The organism is Capnocytophaga sp. H4358 (assembly GCF_002302515.1).
In the GTDB taxonomy this organism is placed as follows: Bacteria; Bacteroidota; Bacteroidia; order Flavobacteriales; family Flavobacteriaceae; genus Capnocytophaga; species Capnocytophaga canis.
Genome location: NZ_CP022380.1, coordinates 489745 through 507712, shown reverse-complemented (window position 1 = coordinate 507712; position 17968 = coordinate 489745). Strand labels below are relative to the sequence as shown.

Sequence of the window (17968 nt, the reverse complement as noted above, 5' to 3'; positions counted from 1 at the left end):
GCACAAATATAAAAAATGAAAATAGCTGTTGTAGTTCTAAATTGGAATGGAAAGCATCTTTTGGAAAAGTTTTTACCTTCATTGGTAAAATATTCGCCTCAAGCATCTCTTTATTTGGTTGACAATGCCTCGACAGATACCTCTGTGGAATACGTTAAAAATACGTTTTCGGATGTTCATATTGTTAGTTTACCTACTAACGGGGGCTATGCTCGAGGGTACAATCAAGGGTTACAGCAGATTGAAGCAGATGTATATTGTTTATTAAATTCAGATATTGAAGTAACTGAAAATTGGTTGATTCCGATTGAAAAATTGTTCAAAAACCCTGAAATAGGGGTTGTACAGCCCAAAATATTAGATTATAAGGATAAAAACCACTTTGAATACGCTGGAGCTGCGGGTGGTTTTATTGATAAATATGGTTTTCCTTTTTGTAGGGGACGTATTTTTGATGTTGTAGAGCAAGATTTAGGACAGTACGATACTGAAATGGATGTGTTTTGGGCATCGGGAGCCTGTTTTTTTATTCGTTCAGATGTTTTTAAACAGATGAATGGATTCGATGAGGATTTCTTTGCTCATCAAGAAGAAATAGACCTTTGTTGGCGGATACATAGATTTGGAAAACGGGTTGTTTATACTCCAAAGAGTAAGGTTTTTCACGTAGGTGCGGCTACCCTGCCTACCGATAATCCTAAAAAGACCTATTTGAATTTCAGGAATGGATTGTTCATGCTACTTAAAAATTTGCCACAGAAGAGAAAATATCGAATTTTATTTTTACGAATGTTGTTAGATGGAATTGCAGGAGGACGTTTTCTTTTCCAAGGAAAAATAAGCTTTACATGGGCAATTTTCAAGGCTCATATGAGTTTTTACAGATATTTTTTTAAATTTAAAAACAAAAGAAAAGGAACTGATTTTCTGTTATATTATGAAGTAGAATCTATTGTTTGGGAATATTTTATTAAAAATAAAAGAACTTTTAACAAATTAAAATAGTATTTTTGCCTTTATATAAACCTTTAAAATTAAATATAATGAGAAAGATTTTTGTAGCTATTTCATTAGTGAGTTTGGTAACAGTTTCGTGCGTATCGAACAAGAAATATGCAGAGCTAGAACAAAAGTACAAACAAACAGATGAATTACTAAACACGGCAACTGTCAAATTGAATGCTTGTTTGAAAGATTATGAAAAATTGCAGTATCAAGTGTCAAGCCTAAAAAATGAAAATGATTTGTTGCGTGAAAACAATCAGCAATTGATTAATAATATGGGTAATTTGACAACCTTAACCCAAAAAGGAGCTGAAAATCTTGAAAAATCATTGGAAAGTCTTCGTGAGAAAGATTTGACAATCAGAAACTTAAGAGATGCAGTAACTCGTCGTGATTCTATCAACTTAGCCTTAGTGCAAAGTTTAAAGGGAGCCATTGGTAACTTAGACGACCAAGATATTGAAGTGAAAGTTGAAAAAGGAGTTGTTTTTGTAAATATTTCTGATAAGTTGCTGTTCAGCAGCGGAAGCTATGCAGTTACTAACCGTGCTAAAGAGGTGTTAGGTAAAGTGGCTTTGGTTGTGAAAAATAAGCCTGATTTTGAGTTTATGGTTGAAGGACATACTGACAATGTACCGTATAAAGCTAATACAGTTATTAAAGATAATTGGGATTTGAGCGTACTTCGTGCAACTGCAATCGTTCGTATATTACAAAAAGATTTTGGTGTAAGTCCAGAGCGTATGACGGCAGCAGGACGTAGCGAATACATACCAGTTACAACTAATGACACCAAAGAAGGAAAAGCTCAAAACCGTAGAACACGCATCGTAGTACTTCCTAAACTTGATCAATTCTATAATATGATAGAAGAAGGAATGAAAGATCCGGCTATTAATAAATAATTAAATAGTTTAAAGAAGCTGTCCAAAAAGTAATTTGTTGTTTTGTTATTTTAGTTTGTTGAGCTCTTGTTCAATTGTAGATATAAATCTTGCAAGTACAGATTTTCTAATTTCAACACGAGAATATTGCTCAACAGAATCTAAATCAATTGCAAGAGAAGAAAAAAAATACTTTTATGACAGCTTCTTTTTTATTGAAAGTTATTCCAATTTAATTATATTCAGTATCTTTGTCATTGGATTTGTTTAAGAATCCGATAGATAATGAAGAAAAAAAAGAGAAAATATAATAAAAAACCATCGGTTCAACCTCGAAAGTCTGATGTTACCACACCTCAATTACCGAAACCCAAAGAGGATGTTTCTGAGGAATCTAAACCTAAGGTAGACACTTCTCAAATTCCTATTGTAACAGATATAAACCCTAAAATACATAATTCAAGACCGCGTTCAAAGAAAAAAAGTAGAAGAGGGGATTGGCAAACTTTCTTACCAGAGGTTAGGAGGTTTATTGACATGCTCTCGCCTATAGAAAAATCGGTAATCATTACGCTTTCTTTCATAATATGTATTTTGGTCTTAATGTTGCGTGTTCAGCTTAAAGCTAAGGAAGTTGAAATTATGTTGGAAATGAATTTTACTCCAGAAGTTGCTCAATTTGATATTCCTCCCGAAGAAAGCAAGGCTGAACAAGGCATAACGGAACAAACAAGGATTACTATAAAAACTTATAATGAAGCAGATAGAGCTTTAAAACACGCTGATGAGCCTTTCAAAACCTTAGATGAAATTTTAGCAGAACGCGAAATGAAAGAGGCTAGTGAGTCATTGCTAACGGATAAAATTTCCGATGTTGTAGTTACAACAGATGTCGGGATAGAACAAAACCAGCAAGGCGTCAAAAGAGAAGAAGTTGTCAATAAAAACACTTTAATAAAGTATGCTTTAGTCGATAGAGAAGTCAGGGGCGATTTGCCTAATCCTGTATTTACGTGTGAGGAAGAAGGCAAGGTCGTTGTTGACATAAAGGTCAATGAAGAAGGCAAAGTAGTAACAGCTTCCATAAATCGAGAGCATTCAACTACCACTAATGGTTGCTTAGTTGAGAATGCTCTGGCGTATGCTCGTCAAGCACGATTTAATGTCTATTTGGACAGAAAAATGCAAAGCGGTACAATCACCTATTTTTTTCAATCTAAACGATAAAATCTTATGATAAAAAATGTAATTGTTTTTTTTACAATAGTTTGTGTGTTTTTCTCATGCAATGGTTTGGGATCACAAAAAACACGCAATTACAATCTCAAAGTTCAACCACAAAAAAAGGAATATCATCTAAACGATACCGTTCAACTCTCTGTTTCTGATAATGATTTTGGAGAAGCGGTGGCTTCGGTAAGTTATAAAATCAATGGAGAGGAGCTTACGTTCATGGAAGGATCTTATCTTTTAAAAAATATAAAATTAGGTAAGCAAATTATTGAAATTGAGGTGGTAACAGAGAGTGGGAAAGAATATACGTTCCAAAAAGAATTGACAATTTTGGCAGATAAAGCCCCCAAACTCTACACTTACAGAATTATAAATCAATACGATCATGATAAAACTGCTTATACCCAAGGGCTTGAATTTGTGGGAGATACTCTTATAGAAAGTACGGGGCAATATGGAAAATCAACTCTACGAAAGTGGAATGTTTTTACAGGACAAGAGTATAAAAAAATCAATTTAGCGTCTCAGTACTTTGGGGAAGGAGTTACTGTTTTTGATAATAAAATTTTGCAACTGACATGGCAAGAAAACTTAGGTATTGTCTATGATTTGGATTTGAATCAGCAGCAAACATTTGCCTACGGGAAAAGTAAAGAGGGTTGGGGTTTGTGCTACGATGGAAAAAAAATCTATAAAAGTGATGGTACGGAGAAAATTTGGATATTAAATCCGAATACGTATCAAGAGGAAGATTTTATACAAATTTCTACTGATAAATCCTTATTTTCAAATGCAAACGAGTTGGAATGGGTGAACGGGAAAATTTACGCCAATACCTACCAGAAAGATGGAATAATGATTATCAATCCCCAGAATGGGGCTATTGAAGGTATTGTGGATATGCGTGGGTTGAAAGAAAAAGTGGAACAAATACCTGAATTAGATGTGTTAAATGGGATTGCTTATCACCATAATAGAAAAACGTTTTTTATAACAGGAAAAAATTGGAATAAAATTTTCGAAGTAGTTTTTGAAGAAAAGTAGGGACTTAGTTTTCTACGTTTTTTCTCTATCATCACATACACGACCTGATTTTTAAAATCGTGAATAAATTCAACTTGAGGTTTAATTGGTTGGTATGTAGATAGTTAATAGGATAAAACTGATAAACCTTTTTGATAATACGTCATAAATCATTTTTTTTATGTAAGTTTGCCAAGTTACAAGTATATTTTGGCACTTATTTTGCCCTTTCACAGAGAATTAATTAATATAGAAAACCTGTAGTAATGAAAAAAATTTCAGCATCTTTACTTTTATTTTTCATATCCTTTGCATCCTGTAGTTTTGCAAAAAAGTTTGAAAATCCTGACAAAGACAAACTATTGTTGGAGATTGTACAGTACGTGCTTAGTAATGGACATTTCAGTCCTATGCAAATCAACGACGAGTTTTCTAAAAAAATGTACAAAAGCTATATCGAGCAATTGGATAGCCAAAAACGTTATTTTCTACAATCGGATATCAACGAGTTTAAAAAATACGAAACTCGTTTGGATGATGATTTGAAACGAGGCGATATTTCATTTTTTAATCTCACATACAGCCGTTTGATGCAACGAATGAAAGAATCGCAAGAAATTGCAAAGCAGATATTTAAAAAACCGATTGATTTTAATTCTAAAAAAACAATAAGCACTGATTTTGAAGAAATTCAATATGTTAAAACAAAAACCGAAATGCAAAATCGATGGAATCAGATCATCACTTTTTCGGCTATTTCCAATTATTTAACCAAAGAAAAGGAAGAAAATACAAAGTTGGAGAAAGATAGCACCTACAAAGTGAAGTCTGCTGAGGAATTAAAAAAAGAATCGGTGGAGAATGCTGAAAAAACACTCACAGAAATTTTTTCGATTTATGACGATATGCTCGAAGAAGAATGGTTTTCCATATATGTGAATGCTTTTGCTGAGACCTTTGATCCACACACCAACTATATGGCTCCCGACATCAAAAAAAGTTTTGATCAAGGAATGTCAGGAAAATTTGAAGGTATTGGAGCTCAATTACAGAAAAAAATTGACGGTATTCGAGTTACGACAATCATTTTAGGAGGGCCTGTTTGGAAAGCTAAAGCATTGGAAGTGGGAGATTTAATTCTCAAAGTAGCTCAGGGCAAAGAAGAACCTGTTGATGTTGTTGGAATGCGTTTGGATGAGGCTATTAAACTCATAAAAGGGCCAAAAGGGACTGAGGTGCGTTTGACTGTTAAGCGTGTGGATGGAACTATCGAAACGGTGGGTGTGATTCGGGACATTGTTGAAATGGAAGAAACCTATGCAAAATCAGTGATAGTGAATCATAACGGCAAAAAATATGGAATTATAGACTTACCTAAGTTTTATATGGATGTGGAGAACTACAATTCCAAAAATGCCGCAACCGATATGGCAATTGAGGTTGAGAAGTTAAAAAAGCAAGGTGTTGCTGGAATCATTGTTGATTTGCGAAACAATGGTGGTGGCTCGTTACGTTCAGTGGTCGATATTGCAGGGTTGTTTATCAAATCAGGGCCTGTGGTGCAGGTCAAATCTTCCCAAGGGCGTGTTGATAATCTCGCTGACACCGATTCACGTACGCAATGGGATGGTCCCTTGGTAATTATGACTAATGAATTGTCAGCTTCAGCATCCGAAATTTTAGCGGCTGCAATGCAAGATTATAAACGTGCTATTGTTATGGGGGGTAAACAAACTTTTGGGAAAGGAACGGTACAAACTTTTGCTGATTTGAATCAGTATGTTCGACAAAATTCATTCGGCGATTTGGGAGCTTTGAAGATTACGATTCAAAAATTCTATCGTATTAACGGGGGGTCAACTCAGCTCGAAGGTGTGAAAAGCGATATTGTTATGCCCGATAAATACAAGTATATTGATGTGGGAGAACGCGATATGTCTAATGCTATGGTTTGGGATAAAATTAAAAGTCAGCAGTACGTACCTCTGAAAAACGATGAGTTGTTTGCACGTGTAATAGCTAATAGCCAAAAGAGAATACAAGAAAATCCAAATTTCAAATTGATAGACGAAAATGCGAAATGGATTAAGCAACAACAAGATGAGAATATATTTCCATTAAACTATGAGGCGTACAAAAAACTCATGGAAAAAAATGAAGAAGAATCAAAGCGTTTCAAAGCTATTTCCGAATATAAATCAAACTTAAAGTTCTCTTCTTTGCCAAGTGATGAAGCTAAAATTGGTAAAAACGAAGATTTAAAGCTTCGTAGAGACCGTTGGCATGAAAACTTACAAAAAGACATTTATTTGGAAGAAGCCGTGAATGTTTTGGAAGATTTGGCTCAAAAATAACAAATGAAATATTGAGATTTAGAGTTTCTGAATCTCAATGTTTTTTTTAATCGATGTTTTCAGTTCCAATCTACGAAGTACTTTTATCAGACGACTAAGTGAATCTACACAAAAAGCGTTCTTTTGTACTCAAATTGAAATTAAGATTGTTGAGGTAAACATAGCGTTTAATATAAAAGATATTGAAACTAAAATTGTATATTTGCCGACAATAAAAGAAAGGGAAATGCAGAAAATAATTATCGCTATAGACGGATATTCATCCACGGGGAAAAGTAGTACGGCTAAGGTTGTTGCCAAGAAATTAGGGTATGTTTATGTGGATACTGGAGCAATGTACCGAGCTGTAACTTATTTGGCAATGCAAAAAGGATTTGTTGAAAAAAAAACAGTAGAAAACACTGATAAACAGCAAGATGAACAGACAGTTTATCTTAAAGAGCAAGAATTACTGACGGCTTTAAAAAATTCAGATATTAAGTTTAAATATAATCCCGAGTTACAGTTTTCTGAAATCTACTTGAATGATGTTAATATAGAGAAAGAAATCCGATCAATTGAAGTAGCTAATTTGGTGAGTGAAGTAGCAAAAGTAGCGAGTGTACGTGCTTATTTAGTTGATTTACAAAGGAAATTTTCAGAAGAGAAAGGCATTGTAATGGACGGAAGGGACATTGGTTCAGTAGTGTTCCCCAATGCAGAGCTGAAGATTTTCATGACAGCTTCCGAACAAATTCGAGCTGAGCGTCGCTACAAAGAATTGCTAGAAAAAGGCGAAGAAGTATCGTTTGAAGAAGTTTTAAAAAACGTTCAATATCGAGATTTTTTAGATACCACACGCAAGGAGTCTCCTTTGTTGAAAGCCAAAGATGCTGTTGAAATCGATAATTCCAATTTGACGTTTGACCAGCAAGTACAGAAAATACTCGACTTAGCAAACCAGCGAATTTCAGACGAAACAGTTTAATTCCTTTAACCAAAAAAATCAAAAGTTTCGTTTTGGAGCATATTCGAATTATTTAAATTAATTATCACTGAATTAATTATTAAATTCGTATTTATTCAAAAAATATAGCAATTTAAAGCTATAAAATCACTTTCTATATAAATGATAAAAGCAACTAATATACATAAAACATACAGCGGTTTAGAAGTACTCAAAGGAGTTGATATTCACGTACATAAGGGAGAAATTGTTTCGATTGTTGGAGCTTCAGGAGCTGGGAAAACTACGCTTTTACATATTTTAGGTACACTTGATTTAGCAAATCAACAGCAAGATAGTTCATTGGTAATCAATGACGTAAATGTTAATGAACTATCATCGAAGTCCTTGTCGAAATTCCGTAATGAGCATATTGGGTTTATTTTCCAATTTCATCAGCTACTACCCGAATTTACAGCACTTGAAAACGTGTGTATTCCCGCTTTTATTAAAGGAACAGCAAAGAAAGAGGCGGAAAACAGAGCTAAGGAACTGTTATCATTTTTAAATTTATCAGACCGTATTCATCATAAACCCAGTGCTTTATCAGGTGGAGAGCAACAACGTGTTTCGGTAGCAAGAGCTTTGATGAATCATCCAGCAGTAGTACTTGCTGATGAACCCAGTGGCAACTTAGATTCGGAAAGTGCCGAGAATTTGCATCACTTGTTCTTTGAATTGCGAAAAACTTTTAATCAGACTTTTGTGATAGTTACACATAATGAGGATTTAGCGAATATGGCAGACCGAAAATTAACAATGCTTGATGGTAAATTCATATGATAATTAGTGATTTAAAAGATTTTTTAGACGAGAAAGTACTGAAATATAATCGACCAGAATTTGTTGAGACCGATCCCTTACAGATTCCTAAAAGGTATTCCGCTAAGGAAGATGTAGAAATATCAGGTTTTTTAGTTTCGGTTATTGCGTGGGGATTGCGAAAGTCTATTATAAATAACGGATTGAAAATGATGGACTTAATGGGGAATGCACCTTACGATTTTGTGATGTCGCATACTCAAAATGATTTGAAACGTCTGCAAAATTTTGTCCATAGAACGTTTAACGGACAAGATTTCGAGCAATTTATTATCAGTTTAAAACATATTTATACGCATTATGATGGATTGGAAAACGCTTTGGCTGATAGTGTTGAAAACAACGATTTACAGTTAGGAATTTCAAATTTTAAAAGTTTGTTTTTCAAAGATTTAAAATATAATCGTTCTCTCAAACACTTGCCTGACCCTCGTAAAGGTTCCGTAGCAAAACGTATCAATATGTATCTGCGTTGGATGGTTCGCAATGACAATTCAGGGGTCGATTTGGGTATTTGGAAGCGTATTTCCCCTGCGATGTTATCCTGCCCGTTAGATGTACATTCAGGTAATGTGGCACGTTCTTTGGGGCTGATTACGCGTCCGCAAAATGATATAAAGGCTTTAACGGAATTGAACGGTCATTTACTACGATTCGACCCTAACGATCCCGCTAAATACGACTTTGCTTTGTTTGGATTAGGAATCTTTGAAGGTTTTGCATGATGGTAACTATTTATCTTATGGAAGTCTTATAAAATTTATAAATAATAAATCTTATTGAAGTTTAATTTAAAAAATAATTGTAAAAAATGAAAAAAATATTCACTATTTTAGCTTTATTGATGTTTGTATTGGTAAAAGCACAAACAGGAACGGAAAAAAATACTATTTATCAATTTACTGTTAAAGATATTAGTGGCAAAAAGTTTGATTTTTCGAAACTCAAAGGAAAAAAAATAATGATTGTCAATACAGCTTCCAAATGTGGGCTTACGCCTCAGTATGAGGGATTGGAGGCTTTGTATAAAAAATATAAAGACCAGAATTTTATAATTATTGGATTCCCTGCTAATGATTTCAAATCGCAAGAACCAGGTACAAATTTTGAAATTGCACAGTTTTGTAAAGTGAATTACGGCGTAACTTTTCCTTTGATGGAAAAAATTACAGTAAAAGGAGATGACATTCATCCCATATATCAATTTTTGACTCAAAAGAGTAAAAACGGAGTGCAAGATTCTGAAGTACAATGGAATTTCCAGAAATATTTAATCGGAACAAACGGAAAATTAGAAAAAGTAATTTCACCACGCACCCAACCGGATGATCAGGAGATTATCAATTGGATTGAAAATTAAGTTATTACATAGATGAAATTAGATATATTAGCTTTTGGAGCACATCCCGATGATGTAGAATTAGGTTGCTCAGGAACGATTGCTAAAGAAGTGTCTCTTGGTCGGAAAGTAGGAATTGTAGACCTTACACAAGGTGAGTTAGGTACACGTGGTAACGCGCAAATCCGTAAGCAAGAGGCTAGGGAAGGAGCAAGGATTTTAGGAGTGGAGATACGTGAAAATTTAAAATTTGCTGATGGATTTTTTGTTAATGATCAAGCTCATCAGTTGGAAGTTATCAAAATGTTGCGTAAATATCGTCCTGAAATTGTACTTTGTAATGCTATTGATGACCGGCATATAGACCATGGCAGAGGTAGCAAATTGGTAAGTGATGCTTGTTTTTTGAGTGGGCTTCGGAAGATAGAAACTGTACACGAGGGAGTTACACAAGAAGCATGGAGACCCAAGGTTGTTTATCATTATATTCAATGGAAAAATATTGAACCAGATTTTGTAGTTGACATTTCAGGGTTTATGGATAAAAAATTAGCATCGGTTTTGGCATATAAAACTCAATTCTATGATGCAAATAACAATGAACCTAATACCCCGATTTCTGATAAAAACTTTTTGGATAGCGTAACCTATCGAGCCAGAGATTTAGGTCGGTTGATTGGTGTGGATTTTGCTGAGGGATTTACAATGGAACGCGTGGTAGCTGTAAATACGTTATATGATTTAAAATAAAAATAGAAAGAAAAATGAAACTTATTTTATTGACAATAGGGATTTTAGCACTTTGTATAGCAGGAATAGCTATTAAAATATGGGCAAAAAAAGGTGGAAAATTTTCAGGTACGTGTGCCAGTCAAAATCCGCATTTAAACAAAACGGGAGAACCTTGTGGTTTCTGCGGAAAGATGCCTGAGCAACAAGAATGTGGTAAGGAGTAAATTCTCGAAAATTAGGATATTCACAAAATGCGAAAATTAGCAAATAGCGAATTGATTCGATTGGATGTTGATGCGTTTAAAAAAGCTCCAAAAACTCCATTAATAGTTATTTTGGATAACGTTCGGAGCCTAAATAACATAGGTTCTGTTTTTAGAACAGCAGATGCTTTTTTGGTCGAAAAAATATACCTTTGTGGCATCACGGCAACTCCTCCAAATAAAGAAATTCACAAAACAGCATTGGGAGCTACAGAAAGCGTCTGTTGGGAATATGCCGAAGATACACTTTCAGTAGTGAATAGTTTAAAGACTCAAAATGTGAAAGTTATCAGTATTGAACAAACTGAAAATGCTGTAATGCTCAATGAGTTTCAGCCTCAAAAGGAACAAAAATACGCTTTAATCTTTGGAAATGAAGTCAAAGGAGTGGAGCAAGAAGTGGTTTCGGCTTCTGATGGGGTCATTGAAATTCCTCAATATGGAACGAAGCATTCACTCAACATCTCAGTAAGTGCAGGAATTGTTATTTGGGATTTATGGCAGAAGATTTATGGTAATTAAATTTATCAAAAAACAAATGAATCGACAAAATGATATATACATTTGATTTATCATTTATCTGTAAAAATGTAACGACACGGCTAAAAGGCCGTGTTTTTTATTCCAAGTTTATGTATTAAGATTTAATCAATCGTTTTGAGAAGTTTGTATACTTATTGAGCTGAGGTAGCCGAATGAATCAATTTGTCATTTGCCAATTAATACGTACCTTTGCGGTCTAAATATACGAACAATGGCACATTTACGATATGTACGAAAATATTTTTTTAAATACCGATACCATCTGATTTTAGGGATATTCATCACGATTTTAGCACGTATTTTTTCGCTATTTATGCCTGAATATGTTCAAAATTCGATTATAGCCATTGAGGAATATGCTAAATCATCGGATAAAAATGGAAACATTGTTCAACTTTTGATACAATATGCTTTAATAATTATCGGAGCAACTATAATTTCGGCTATTCTTACGTTTTTTATGCGTCAATTAATCATAAATGTATCTCGATATATTGAATTTGATCTAAAAAATGATATTTTTGTTAAATATGAAGAGCTTTCATTGAGTTTTTACAAAAGAAATCGTACAGGTGATTTGATGAATCGCATCAGTGAGGATGTAAGTAAGGTACGCATGTATGTTGGTCCAGCTATCATGTACAGTGTTCAAACCATTACTTTATTTGCATGTGTTATTCCGTTGATGCTTTACACTTCGGTGGAATTGACGCTTTATACTTTAATTCCTTTACCGATTCTTTCAGCTTTGATTTATGTGATGAGTAGGAAAATAAACCGCGAAACTTTGGTTGTTCAGCAGTTTCTTTCCGATTTATCAACATTTTCGCAGGAATCTTTTTCAGGAATAAACGTCATTAAGGCCTACAATAATGAGCCTTTGGTTAATCAGCAACTTTCCGACCTAGCGGAACGAGGACGTCAGAAGAATATCAAATTAGCTAAAATTCAAGCTATTTTCTTTCCTACTATGATTCTAATGATCGGGTTGAGTTTGATTTTTGTGATTTTTATGGGAGGTCGGTTGTACTACTTAGGAGAGATTACCTCTATTGGAGTGATAGCCAAATTTAGTATTTATGTGATGATGCTCACGTGGCCAGTAGCTACGGTAGGGTGGGTAAGTTCGATAGTTCAACAAGCCGAAGCGTCGCAAAAACGAATTAATGAATTTTTGGCAGAAATTCCTGATATTCGTAATCATAATCCTAATATTGAAAAAATTAACGGGAATATTCGCTTTGAAAATGTGAGCTTTACATATGCAGATACAGGTATTGAAGCGTTGAAAAATGTATCATTTGATATTCCTAAAGGACAAACTGTAGCTATTATTGGAAAAACAGGTAGTGGGAAAACTACAATCATCGATCTAATTGCTCGGATGTATGATGTGTCGAAAGGAGAAATTTATATAGATAATAAGCCTATTAGACAGGTAAATTTGCACAGTTTGCGAGAAGCCATTGCTGTGGTGCCACAAGAATCATTTCTGTTTTCCGATACCATAAAAAATAATTTGTTATTTGCTAATAAACAAGCAACTGATACTCAAATTGTAAAAGCCACTCAAGAAGCAGTCGTACACGATAATATAATGGATTTTACCCATCAGTATGATTCTATTTTGGGTGAGCGTGGTGTTTCGCTTAGTGGGGGACAAAAACAACGGATTTCCATTGCACGAGCTTTACTTAAAGATGCAGAAATTTATTTATTAGATGATTCACTTTCAGCTGTGGACACAGAAACGGAGGAAAAAATATTACAGAATTTACACGACACATTAAAAAACAAAACAGTGGTTATTGTCAGCCATCGAGTATCGGTGGCTAAAAATGCAGATAAAATTTTTATGCTCAATGAAGGAGAATTGGTAGAAAGTGGTACGCATGAATACTTGTTGCAACAAAATGGATTCTACAAGGCGTTTTATGATTCTCAAGTGTGATTTTGATATTTCCGGATTTATTGCTACCTTGCGACGTTGTTTTTCTCAAATGATTCTATGAAAAAAATATTATTAGCCAGCACATCAACTATTTATGGAGGTACCTACTTGTCATATTTGCAGGAAGAGTTAGCCGTTTTTTTTGCAAATGTTGATGAAATTTTGTTTGTACCCTACGCACAGCCTAGTGGTGTGTCATATGATGAATATACGCAAATTGCTCAAAAAGGATTTGAGAGTATAGGTAAGAAAATTGTGGGATTGCATACTTTTGAAAATCCCAAAGAAGCAATTTATCGAGCCAAAGCCATTTTCACAGGCGGAGGCAACACTTTCCTATTAGTTACTCGGCTTTATCAGTTTGATTTGATGGGAACGCTACGAGAGGTTATTGAAAGCGGAATACCCTACTTTGGTACCAGTGCCGGTAGTAATATTGCAGGGCTAACGATGCAAACAACCAATGATATGCCTATAATTTATCCCCCAAGTTTTGATACTTTGGGAGTAGTACCTTTTAATTTGAATCCACATTATCTTGATCCTGATCCCGACAGTAAACACAAGGGTGAAACTCGGGAAACACGGATTAAAGAGTTTCATAAGCTTAATGATACTCCTGTGGTTGGGTTGCGTGAAGGTAGCAGTATTCTTTTCGAAAGTAATAGATTTATTTTAAAAGGGACATTAACTGCTCGTATATTTCTTAAGGACAAAGAGCCTTTTGAAGCTACTAATGAGGATTTTTCATCATTATTTAAGCAAATGGATAGATAATTTCAGAATTTTCAGTTTACGAGAATGCTCAGTATCAGTAATTGATTTTATGTTTTGAATCCATTGTAAGTCAAAAAGTTGCATTATAAGATTATTTGGTTGTGTTATAAAAAGTATGATGTTAGTTTTGATTGTCAGGCTGAGCGTAGTCGAAGCCTCGTAATTACAGGGCTTCGACTACGCTCAGCCTGACAGAAATATCCACTTTATTAAAAGTATCATACTTTTTACAACACTTCCGATTATTTGAACCATTCAATAAGAAATAATAAAATGACAACAATACTAAATCACCAAGATATAGAAAACAAAATTCGGCGTATTGCATATCAAATTTACGAAAAACACTTAAATGAATCGGAAATCATTTTAGCAGGAATTGAAGGTAATGGATATCTGTTTGCTGAGAAATTAAACGCTTATCTTTCAGAAATATGTTCGTTGAAAGTAGCGCTTTGCAAAGTGAAAATGAATAAACGAAATCCTTTGGAAGGAATTTCAACGTCTATAGATTCAGAGGATTATAAAAATAAATCGGTAGTACTGGTCGATGATGTACTGAACTCTGGTCTGACTTTGATTTACGGAGTTAAACATTTTTTAGAAGTTCCGCTAAAACGACTTACTACCGCTGTTTTGGTCAATCGTAATCATAAAAATTTCCCTATTAAGGCAGATTTTAAGGGTATTTCCCTATCCACCAGTTTGCAAGAGCATATTTCTGTGGATTTTACAGAAGGGAATTATGTTGCTTGTTTGAACTAGTTTAGTAGCTACAGAAGAGATTGGAAGAGTTTCATTTTTAGGGTGATGTTGTACAAATTATTTCATCCGTGTAGGGAAGTAAAGCGTTTTGTTTTATAAGTTTGCGATAAGCTTAGTTATAGAAAAATCAAATTTTTATATCACAATGCCAAATTGACATATAAGACGTCATTGGCATACTTTTTTATATATGATGGAGTAGTAAAATTAAATGAATAGATAATGAGTACAGAAAAACACGTTCAAGAAGAGCCTTTATCAAACGAAGAAGTTAAAAATGAAGGTATTACGAATGAAGCAATAGAGAATATAGAAGATAAAAGTTCCATTGAAGAAGAGTTAGCAAAGGAAAAAGATAAATTTTTGCGTTTATTTGCTGAGTTTGAGAATTATAAAAAACGTACAACTCGAGAGCGTGTTGAGTTATTCAAAACCGCAGGACAAGACATTTTGTCATCGATGTTGCCTGTGATTGATGATTTTGACAGGGCGTTGGTTGAAATTTCAAAATCAGAGGATAAAAACATGTTGAAAGGAGTGGAGCTTATTTATAATAAATTTATAAACACCTTAAAATCAAAAGGTTTAGAAAAGGTAGAGGTTGCTCCTAATGATGTTTTTGATAGCGAAATTCACGATGCCATTACGCAAATTCCAGCTTTGACCGAAGATATGAAAGGGAAAATTATTGATGTGGTTGAAAAAGGATATAAATTGGGAGATAAAATTATAAGATACCCGAAAGTAGTTGTAGGACAATAACTTATCATTAAATGAAAAAAGATTACTACGAAATATTAGAAGTTGAAAAAACGGCAAATGCCGCTGAAATAAAGAAAGCATACCGCAAACAAGCCTTGAAGTATCATCCGGATAAAAATCCTGGAGACAAGGATGCAGAAGAGAAATTCAAGTTAGCAGCGGAGGCATATGAAGTGTTGAGTGATGATACCAAAAGAGCTCAGTACGACCGTTTTGGACACGCTGCTTTTGAAGGAGCAGGAGGTGGATATCATTCCTCAATGGAGGATATTTTCAGCCATTTCGGGGATATTTTCGGAGGTCATTTTTCTGGATTTTCTGGTTTTGGTGGATTTGGAGGTGGAAGTCAAACGCGTTTGCGAGGTGAAAACTTGCGAGTTCGTTTGAAAGTTACCTTAGAAGATATCGTTAAGGGAGCCGAGAAAAAAATTAAAGTTAAAAGAAAAGTGAAGGCTGAGGGAGTTACCTATAAAACTTGTCCCTCTTGTAATGGTTCAGGTCAAGTAGTTCGCCAAATGCAAACCATGCTTGGAATGATGCAAACCTCAGCACCATGTTCGTCATGTCAAGGAAGTGGTCAGATTATTGAAAATCGACCTCCTGAATCTGATAGTCAAGGGCTTAAAATATTTGAAGAAACTATTAGTGTGAAAATTCCTGCAGGTGTAATGGAGGGTGTACAGCTTAAGGTTAGTGGCAAAGGAAATGAAGCGATGGGGAAAAATAGCGTTCCAGGGGATTTATTAGTTCTCATTGAAGAACAGGAACACGAGACCCTCAAACGAGAAGGAGAAAACTTACATTACGACCTATATATCAGCTTCCCAGAAGCTGTTTTAGGAGCTTCAAAAGAAATTGAAACGGTCACAGGAAAAGTGCGATTTAAGCTGGATGAAGGAGTGCAATCTGGAAAGATATTGCGATTGAAAGGCAAAGGGATTCCCAGTCTAAATGGTTATGGGACAGGTGATTTGATTATTCACGTGAATGTTTGGACACCTAAAAATTTGACTGAAAAACAAAAAGAATTTTTTAGAGAAATGCGAGATAATGAAAATTTCACACCAAAAGTAGAAAAAACGGATAAATCGTTTTTTGAAAAAGTGAAAGATATGTTTTCATAGAGAGATTGATTATGTTGTTTTATTAAGCTTCGACTATGTCCGTTTTATGAGCGATGTAGTCGAAGTTTGTTTTTTTTGAATAGCGAATCAACCTTTTGATTTACTTATATATCTTGTCTAAAAACAAGTACATTTGGTTAATGTTTATTAATCCTATATAACAAATTGAATAAAACGATGGGATATGCAATAAATGTTAAATAAATACAAAAAACAATATTTTTGAATAGTAATTTATTTTAGTTTACTATCTTTATCCGTCAGATAATTAGTATGACCAAAAAGGATATATTTGTTGAATTAAAAAAACGTATGAAAAAAGTTTTATTTGTAATGATAACCTTGTTTACAGGGATGTTATCAGCTCAATCCACCGAAGTAAAAGGAACTGTGTATAGCGTTCAAGATAACAAAGGGATAGCTAACGTACATGTGTTGAATTTGAATAGTGTTAAAGGAACAACAACCAACGAACAGGGGTATTTTTCTATAAAAGCGACAGTGAATGACACCTTGTATTTATCTTTTTTAGGGTATAAATCTATTAAAGTTTTGGTAACCAATGATATGATTCGCTTTCCTGATACTAAAATAGGGATGACTGAGTTGGCGTACGCTTTGGAAGAAGTGGTTATAACTCCTTATAAATTAACAGGTTATTTAGATATTGATGCTAAAAATGCGCCTGTTAATGAGAATAAAAGGTATAGTATTTCAGGATTGGAGATTGGATATGAGAGTAGAGCCAATGCAAGTATGGTTGGTCGTATATTGAGTTCTGTGATGAATCCTGCTGATATGCTGTATAGGTTGTTTAGTTCTAAAGGTCAAGAAGTCAGGAAGTTACAGAAATTGAAGGATGATAACAAGTTGAGTGATGCACTTTCGCAGCGTTACGATCGAGAAACTTTACTCGAATTACTACAAGTTGATAGAGCTGAATTAGAGAATATTATACGTTCGTGTAATTACTCTAATGAGTTTATTATGTCTGCTAATGACCTACAAATTTTGGATGCAATTAGCAATTGCTATGAAGAGTATCGTGTTTTGAACAGAAAGAAAAAATAGTTTTTGCAATTATAATTTAGTTTGCAAAAGAAATCTTTTATAAACTGTGTTGCAATTCCGTTTAGTCTCGAGTTGATTTTATTGAAGAGCTACATACTCCATAAAATAAAAAAGTGTGTTGGTATAAGTGGAGTAAAAAGTAATAAAAGTAGCTCAAAATGTTATCTTTTCAGTTATTAACAGTTCATTGTTGAAAAAAAATAACGAAATGAAGTGAAAAAAATAAAAATAAAACAGATTGAAAGAATCACATGTTTTCTTTTTGTTTAACAAATAAATGATATTAGAAATTGTTATTTAAAAGATAAAGGTGTCCTTTATTAACAAAAACGTTC

General features: G+C 34.1%; 18 protein-coding genes. All 18 read left to right on the top strand.

The genetic code is table 11. The annotated features are described in order from the left end of the window. Positions 1-15 precede the first annotated feature (15 nt). The gene (locus CGC49_RS02155; protein WP_095911745.1) at positions 16-1005 is read left to right on the top strand and encodes a glycosyltransferase family 2 protein; all 990 of its coding nucleotides are present in this window, start codon (positions 16-18) and stop codon (positions 1003-1005) included. A gap of 38 nt (positions 1006-1043) precedes the next feature. Further along, the gene (locus CGC49_RS02150; protein WP_042008015.1) at positions 1044-1910 is read left to right on the top strand and encodes an OmpA family protein; all 867 of its coding nucleotides are present in this window, start codon (positions 1044-1046) and stop codon (positions 1908-1910) included. 264 nt (positions 1911-2174) lie between these two features. Next, positions 2175-3116, top strand: a complete 942-nt coding sequence (locus tag CGC49_RS02145) for an energy transducer TonB (RefSeq protein ID WP_095911744.1) — start codon at positions 2175-2177, stop codon at positions 3114-3116. Between the two features lie 6 nt (positions 3117-3122). Next, a complete protein-coding gene (locus CGC49_RS02140) occupies positions 3123-4166 on the top strand; it encodes a glutaminyl-peptide cyclotransferase (protein WP_095893303.1) in 1044 nt (347 codons plus the stop codon). A gap of 245 nt (positions 4167-4411) precedes the next feature. Next, a complete protein-coding gene (locus CGC49_RS02135; RefSeq protein WP_042342951.1) occupies positions 4412-6499 on the top strand; it encodes a carboxy terminal-processing peptidase in 2088 nt (695 codons plus the stop codon). A gap of 226 nt (positions 6500-6725) precedes the next feature. Further along, on the top strand, positions 6726-7466 hold the full coding sequence (gene cmk, locus CGC49_RS02130; protein ID WP_095894424.1) for a (d)CMP kinase: 741 nt from the start codon (positions 6726-6728) through the stop codon (positions 7464-7466). A gap of 141 nt (positions 7467-7607) precedes the next feature. Next, a complete protein-coding gene (locus CGC49_RS02125) occupies positions 7608-8267 on the top strand; it encodes an ABC transporter ATP-binding protein (RefSeq protein WP_042008007.1) in 660 nt (219 codons plus the stop codon). Then, a complete protein-coding gene (locus tag CGC49_RS02120; protein ID WP_042008005.1) occupies positions 8264-9031 on the top strand; it encodes a TIGR02757 family protein in 768 nt (255 codons plus the stop codon). The genes CGC49_RS02125 and CGC49_RS02120 overlap by 4 nt, the downstream gene beginning before the upstream one ends. 86 nt (positions 9032-9117) lie before the next feature. Further along, the gene (locus CGC49_RS02115; protein WP_042008003.1) at positions 9118-9666 is read left to right on the top strand and encodes a glutathione peroxidase; all 549 of its coding nucleotides are present in this window, start codon (positions 9118-9120) and stop codon (positions 9664-9666) included. Between the two features lie 12 nt (positions 9667-9678). After that, positions 9679-10395 carry a bacillithiol biosynthesis deacetylase BshB1 gene (bshB1, locus tag CGC49_RS02110; protein WP_042008001.1) on the top strand — a complete coding sequence of 239 codons (717 nt, stop codon included), beginning with the start codon at positions 9679-9681 and terminating at the stop codon, positions 10393-10395. A 14-nt stretch (positions 10396-10409) separates the two neighbouring features. After that, on the top strand, positions 10410-10601 hold the full coding sequence (locus CGC49_RS02105) for a hypothetical protein (RefSeq protein WP_042007999.1): 192 nt from the start codon (positions 10410-10412) through the stop codon (positions 10599-10601). Between the two features lie 27 nt (positions 10602-10628). Further along, entirely contained in the window at positions 10629-11162 is a 534-nt protein-coding gene (locus CGC49_RS02100) for an RNA methyltransferase (protein ID WP_042007997.1), read from the top strand. 232 nt (positions 11163-11394) lie between these two features. Beyond that, positions 11395-13134: an ABC transporter ATP-binding protein gene (locus CGC49_RS02095; protein WP_095911743.1), complete on the top strand. Its 1740-nt coding sequence runs from the start codon at positions 11395-11397 to the stop codon at positions 13132-13134. A 57-nt stretch (positions 13135-13191) separates the two neighbouring features. Next, positions 13192-13911, top strand: a complete 720-nt coding sequence (gene pepE / locus CGC49_RS02090; RefSeq protein WP_095911742.1) for a dipeptidase PepE — start codon at positions 13192-13194, stop codon at positions 13909-13911. 273 nt (positions 13912-14184) lie between these two features. Next, entirely contained in the window at positions 14185-14676 is a 492-nt protein-coding gene (locus tag CGC49_RS02085) for a phosphoribosyltransferase family protein (RefSeq protein WP_095911741.1), read from the top strand. Between the two features lie 222 nt (positions 14677-14898). Continuing rightward, a complete protein-coding gene (locus CGC49_RS02080; RefSeq protein ID WP_042007991.1) occupies positions 14899-15438 on the top strand; it encodes a nucleotide exchange factor GrpE in 540 nt (179 codons plus the stop codon). Positions 15439-15449: 11 nt separating this feature from the next. Further along, positions 15450-16562 carry a molecular chaperone DnaJ gene (dnaJ, locus tag CGC49_RS02075; RefSeq protein ID WP_095893301.1) on the top strand — a complete coding sequence of 371 codons (1113 nt, stop codon included), beginning with the start codon at positions 15450-15452 and terminating at the stop codon, positions 16560-16562. A 312-nt stretch (positions 16563-16874) separates the two neighbouring features. Further along, positions 16875-17633 carry a carboxypeptidase-like regulatory domain-containing protein gene (locus CGC49_RS02070; RefSeq protein ID WP_095912663.1) on the top strand — a complete coding sequence of 253 codons (759 nt, stop codon included), beginning with the start codon at positions 16875-16877 and terminating at the stop codon, positions 17631-17633. Positions 17634-17968 lie beyond the last annotated feature (335 nt).

What these genes read in the sequence shown, in the direction of transcription:
- CGC49_RS02155 (WP_095911745.1), top strand. Translation starts at nt 16, where the DNA reads ATGAAAATAGCTGTTGTAGTTCTAAATTGGAATGGAAAGCATCTTTTG.
- CGC49_RS02150 (WP_042008015.1), top strand. Translation starts at nt 1,044, where the DNA reads ATGAGAAAGATTTTTGTAGCTATTTCATTAGTGAGTTTGGTAACAGTT.
- CGC49_RS02145 (WP_095911744.1), top strand. Translation starts at nt 2,175, where the DNA reads ATGAAGAAAAAAAAGAGAAAATATAATAAAAAACCATCGGTTCAACCT.
- CGC49_RS02140 (WP_095893303.1), top strand. Translation starts at nt 3,123, where the DNA reads ATGATAAAAAATGTAATTGTTTTTTTTACAATAGTTTGTGTGTTTTTC.
- CGC49_RS02135 (WP_042342951.1), top strand. Translation starts at nt 4,412, where the DNA reads ATGAAAAAAATTTCAGCATCTTTACTTTTATTTTTCATATCCTTTGCA.
- cmk (WP_095894424.1), top strand. Translation starts at nt 6,726, where the DNA reads ATGCAGAAAATAATTATCGCTATAGACGGATATTCATCCACGGGGAAA.
- CGC49_RS02125 (WP_042008007.1), top strand. Translation starts at nt 7,608, where the DNA reads ATGATAAAAGCAACTAATATACATAAAACATACAGCGGTTTAGAAGTA.
- CGC49_RS02120 (WP_042008005.1), top strand. Translation starts at nt 8,264, where the DNA reads ATGATAATTAGTGATTTAAAAGATTTTTTAGACGAGAAAGTACTGAAA.
- CGC49_RS02115 (WP_042008003.1), top strand. Translation starts at nt 9,118, where the DNA reads ATGAAAAAAATATTCACTATTTTAGCTTTATTGATGTTTGTATTGGTA.
- bshB1 (WP_042008001.1), top strand. Translation starts at nt 9,679, where the DNA reads ATGAAATTAGATATATTAGCTTTTGGAGCACATCCCGATGATGTAGAA.
- CGC49_RS02105 (WP_042007999.1), top strand. Translation starts at nt 10,410, where the DNA reads ATGAAACTTATTTTATTGACAATAGGGATTTTAGCACTTTGTATAGCA.
- CGC49_RS02100 (WP_042007997.1), top strand. Translation starts at nt 10,629, where the DNA reads ATGCGAAAATTAGCAAATAGCGAATTGATTCGATTGGATGTTGATGCG.
- CGC49_RS02095 (WP_095911743.1), top strand. Translation starts at nt 11,395, where the DNA reads ATGGCACATTTACGATATGTACGAAAATATTTTTTTAAATACCGATAC.
- pepE (WP_095911742.1), top strand. Translation starts at nt 13,192, where the DNA reads ATGAAAAAAATATTATTAGCCAGCACATCAACTATTTATGGAGGTACC.
- CGC49_RS02085 (WP_095911741.1), top strand. Translation starts at nt 14,185, where the DNA reads ATGACAACAATACTAAATCACCAAGATATAGAAAACAAAATTCGGCGT.
- CGC49_RS02080 (WP_042007991.1), top strand. Translation starts at nt 14,899, where the DNA reads ATGAGTACAGAAAAACACGTTCAAGAAGAGCCTTTATCAAACGAAGAA.
- dnaJ (WP_095893301.1), top strand. Translation starts at nt 15,450, where the DNA reads ATGAAAAAAGATTACTACGAAATATTAGAAGTTGAAAAAACGGCAAAT.
- CGC49_RS02070 (WP_095912663.1), top strand. Translation starts at nt 16,875, where the DNA reads ATGAAAAAAGTTTTATTTGTAATGATAACCTTGTTTACAGGGATGTTA.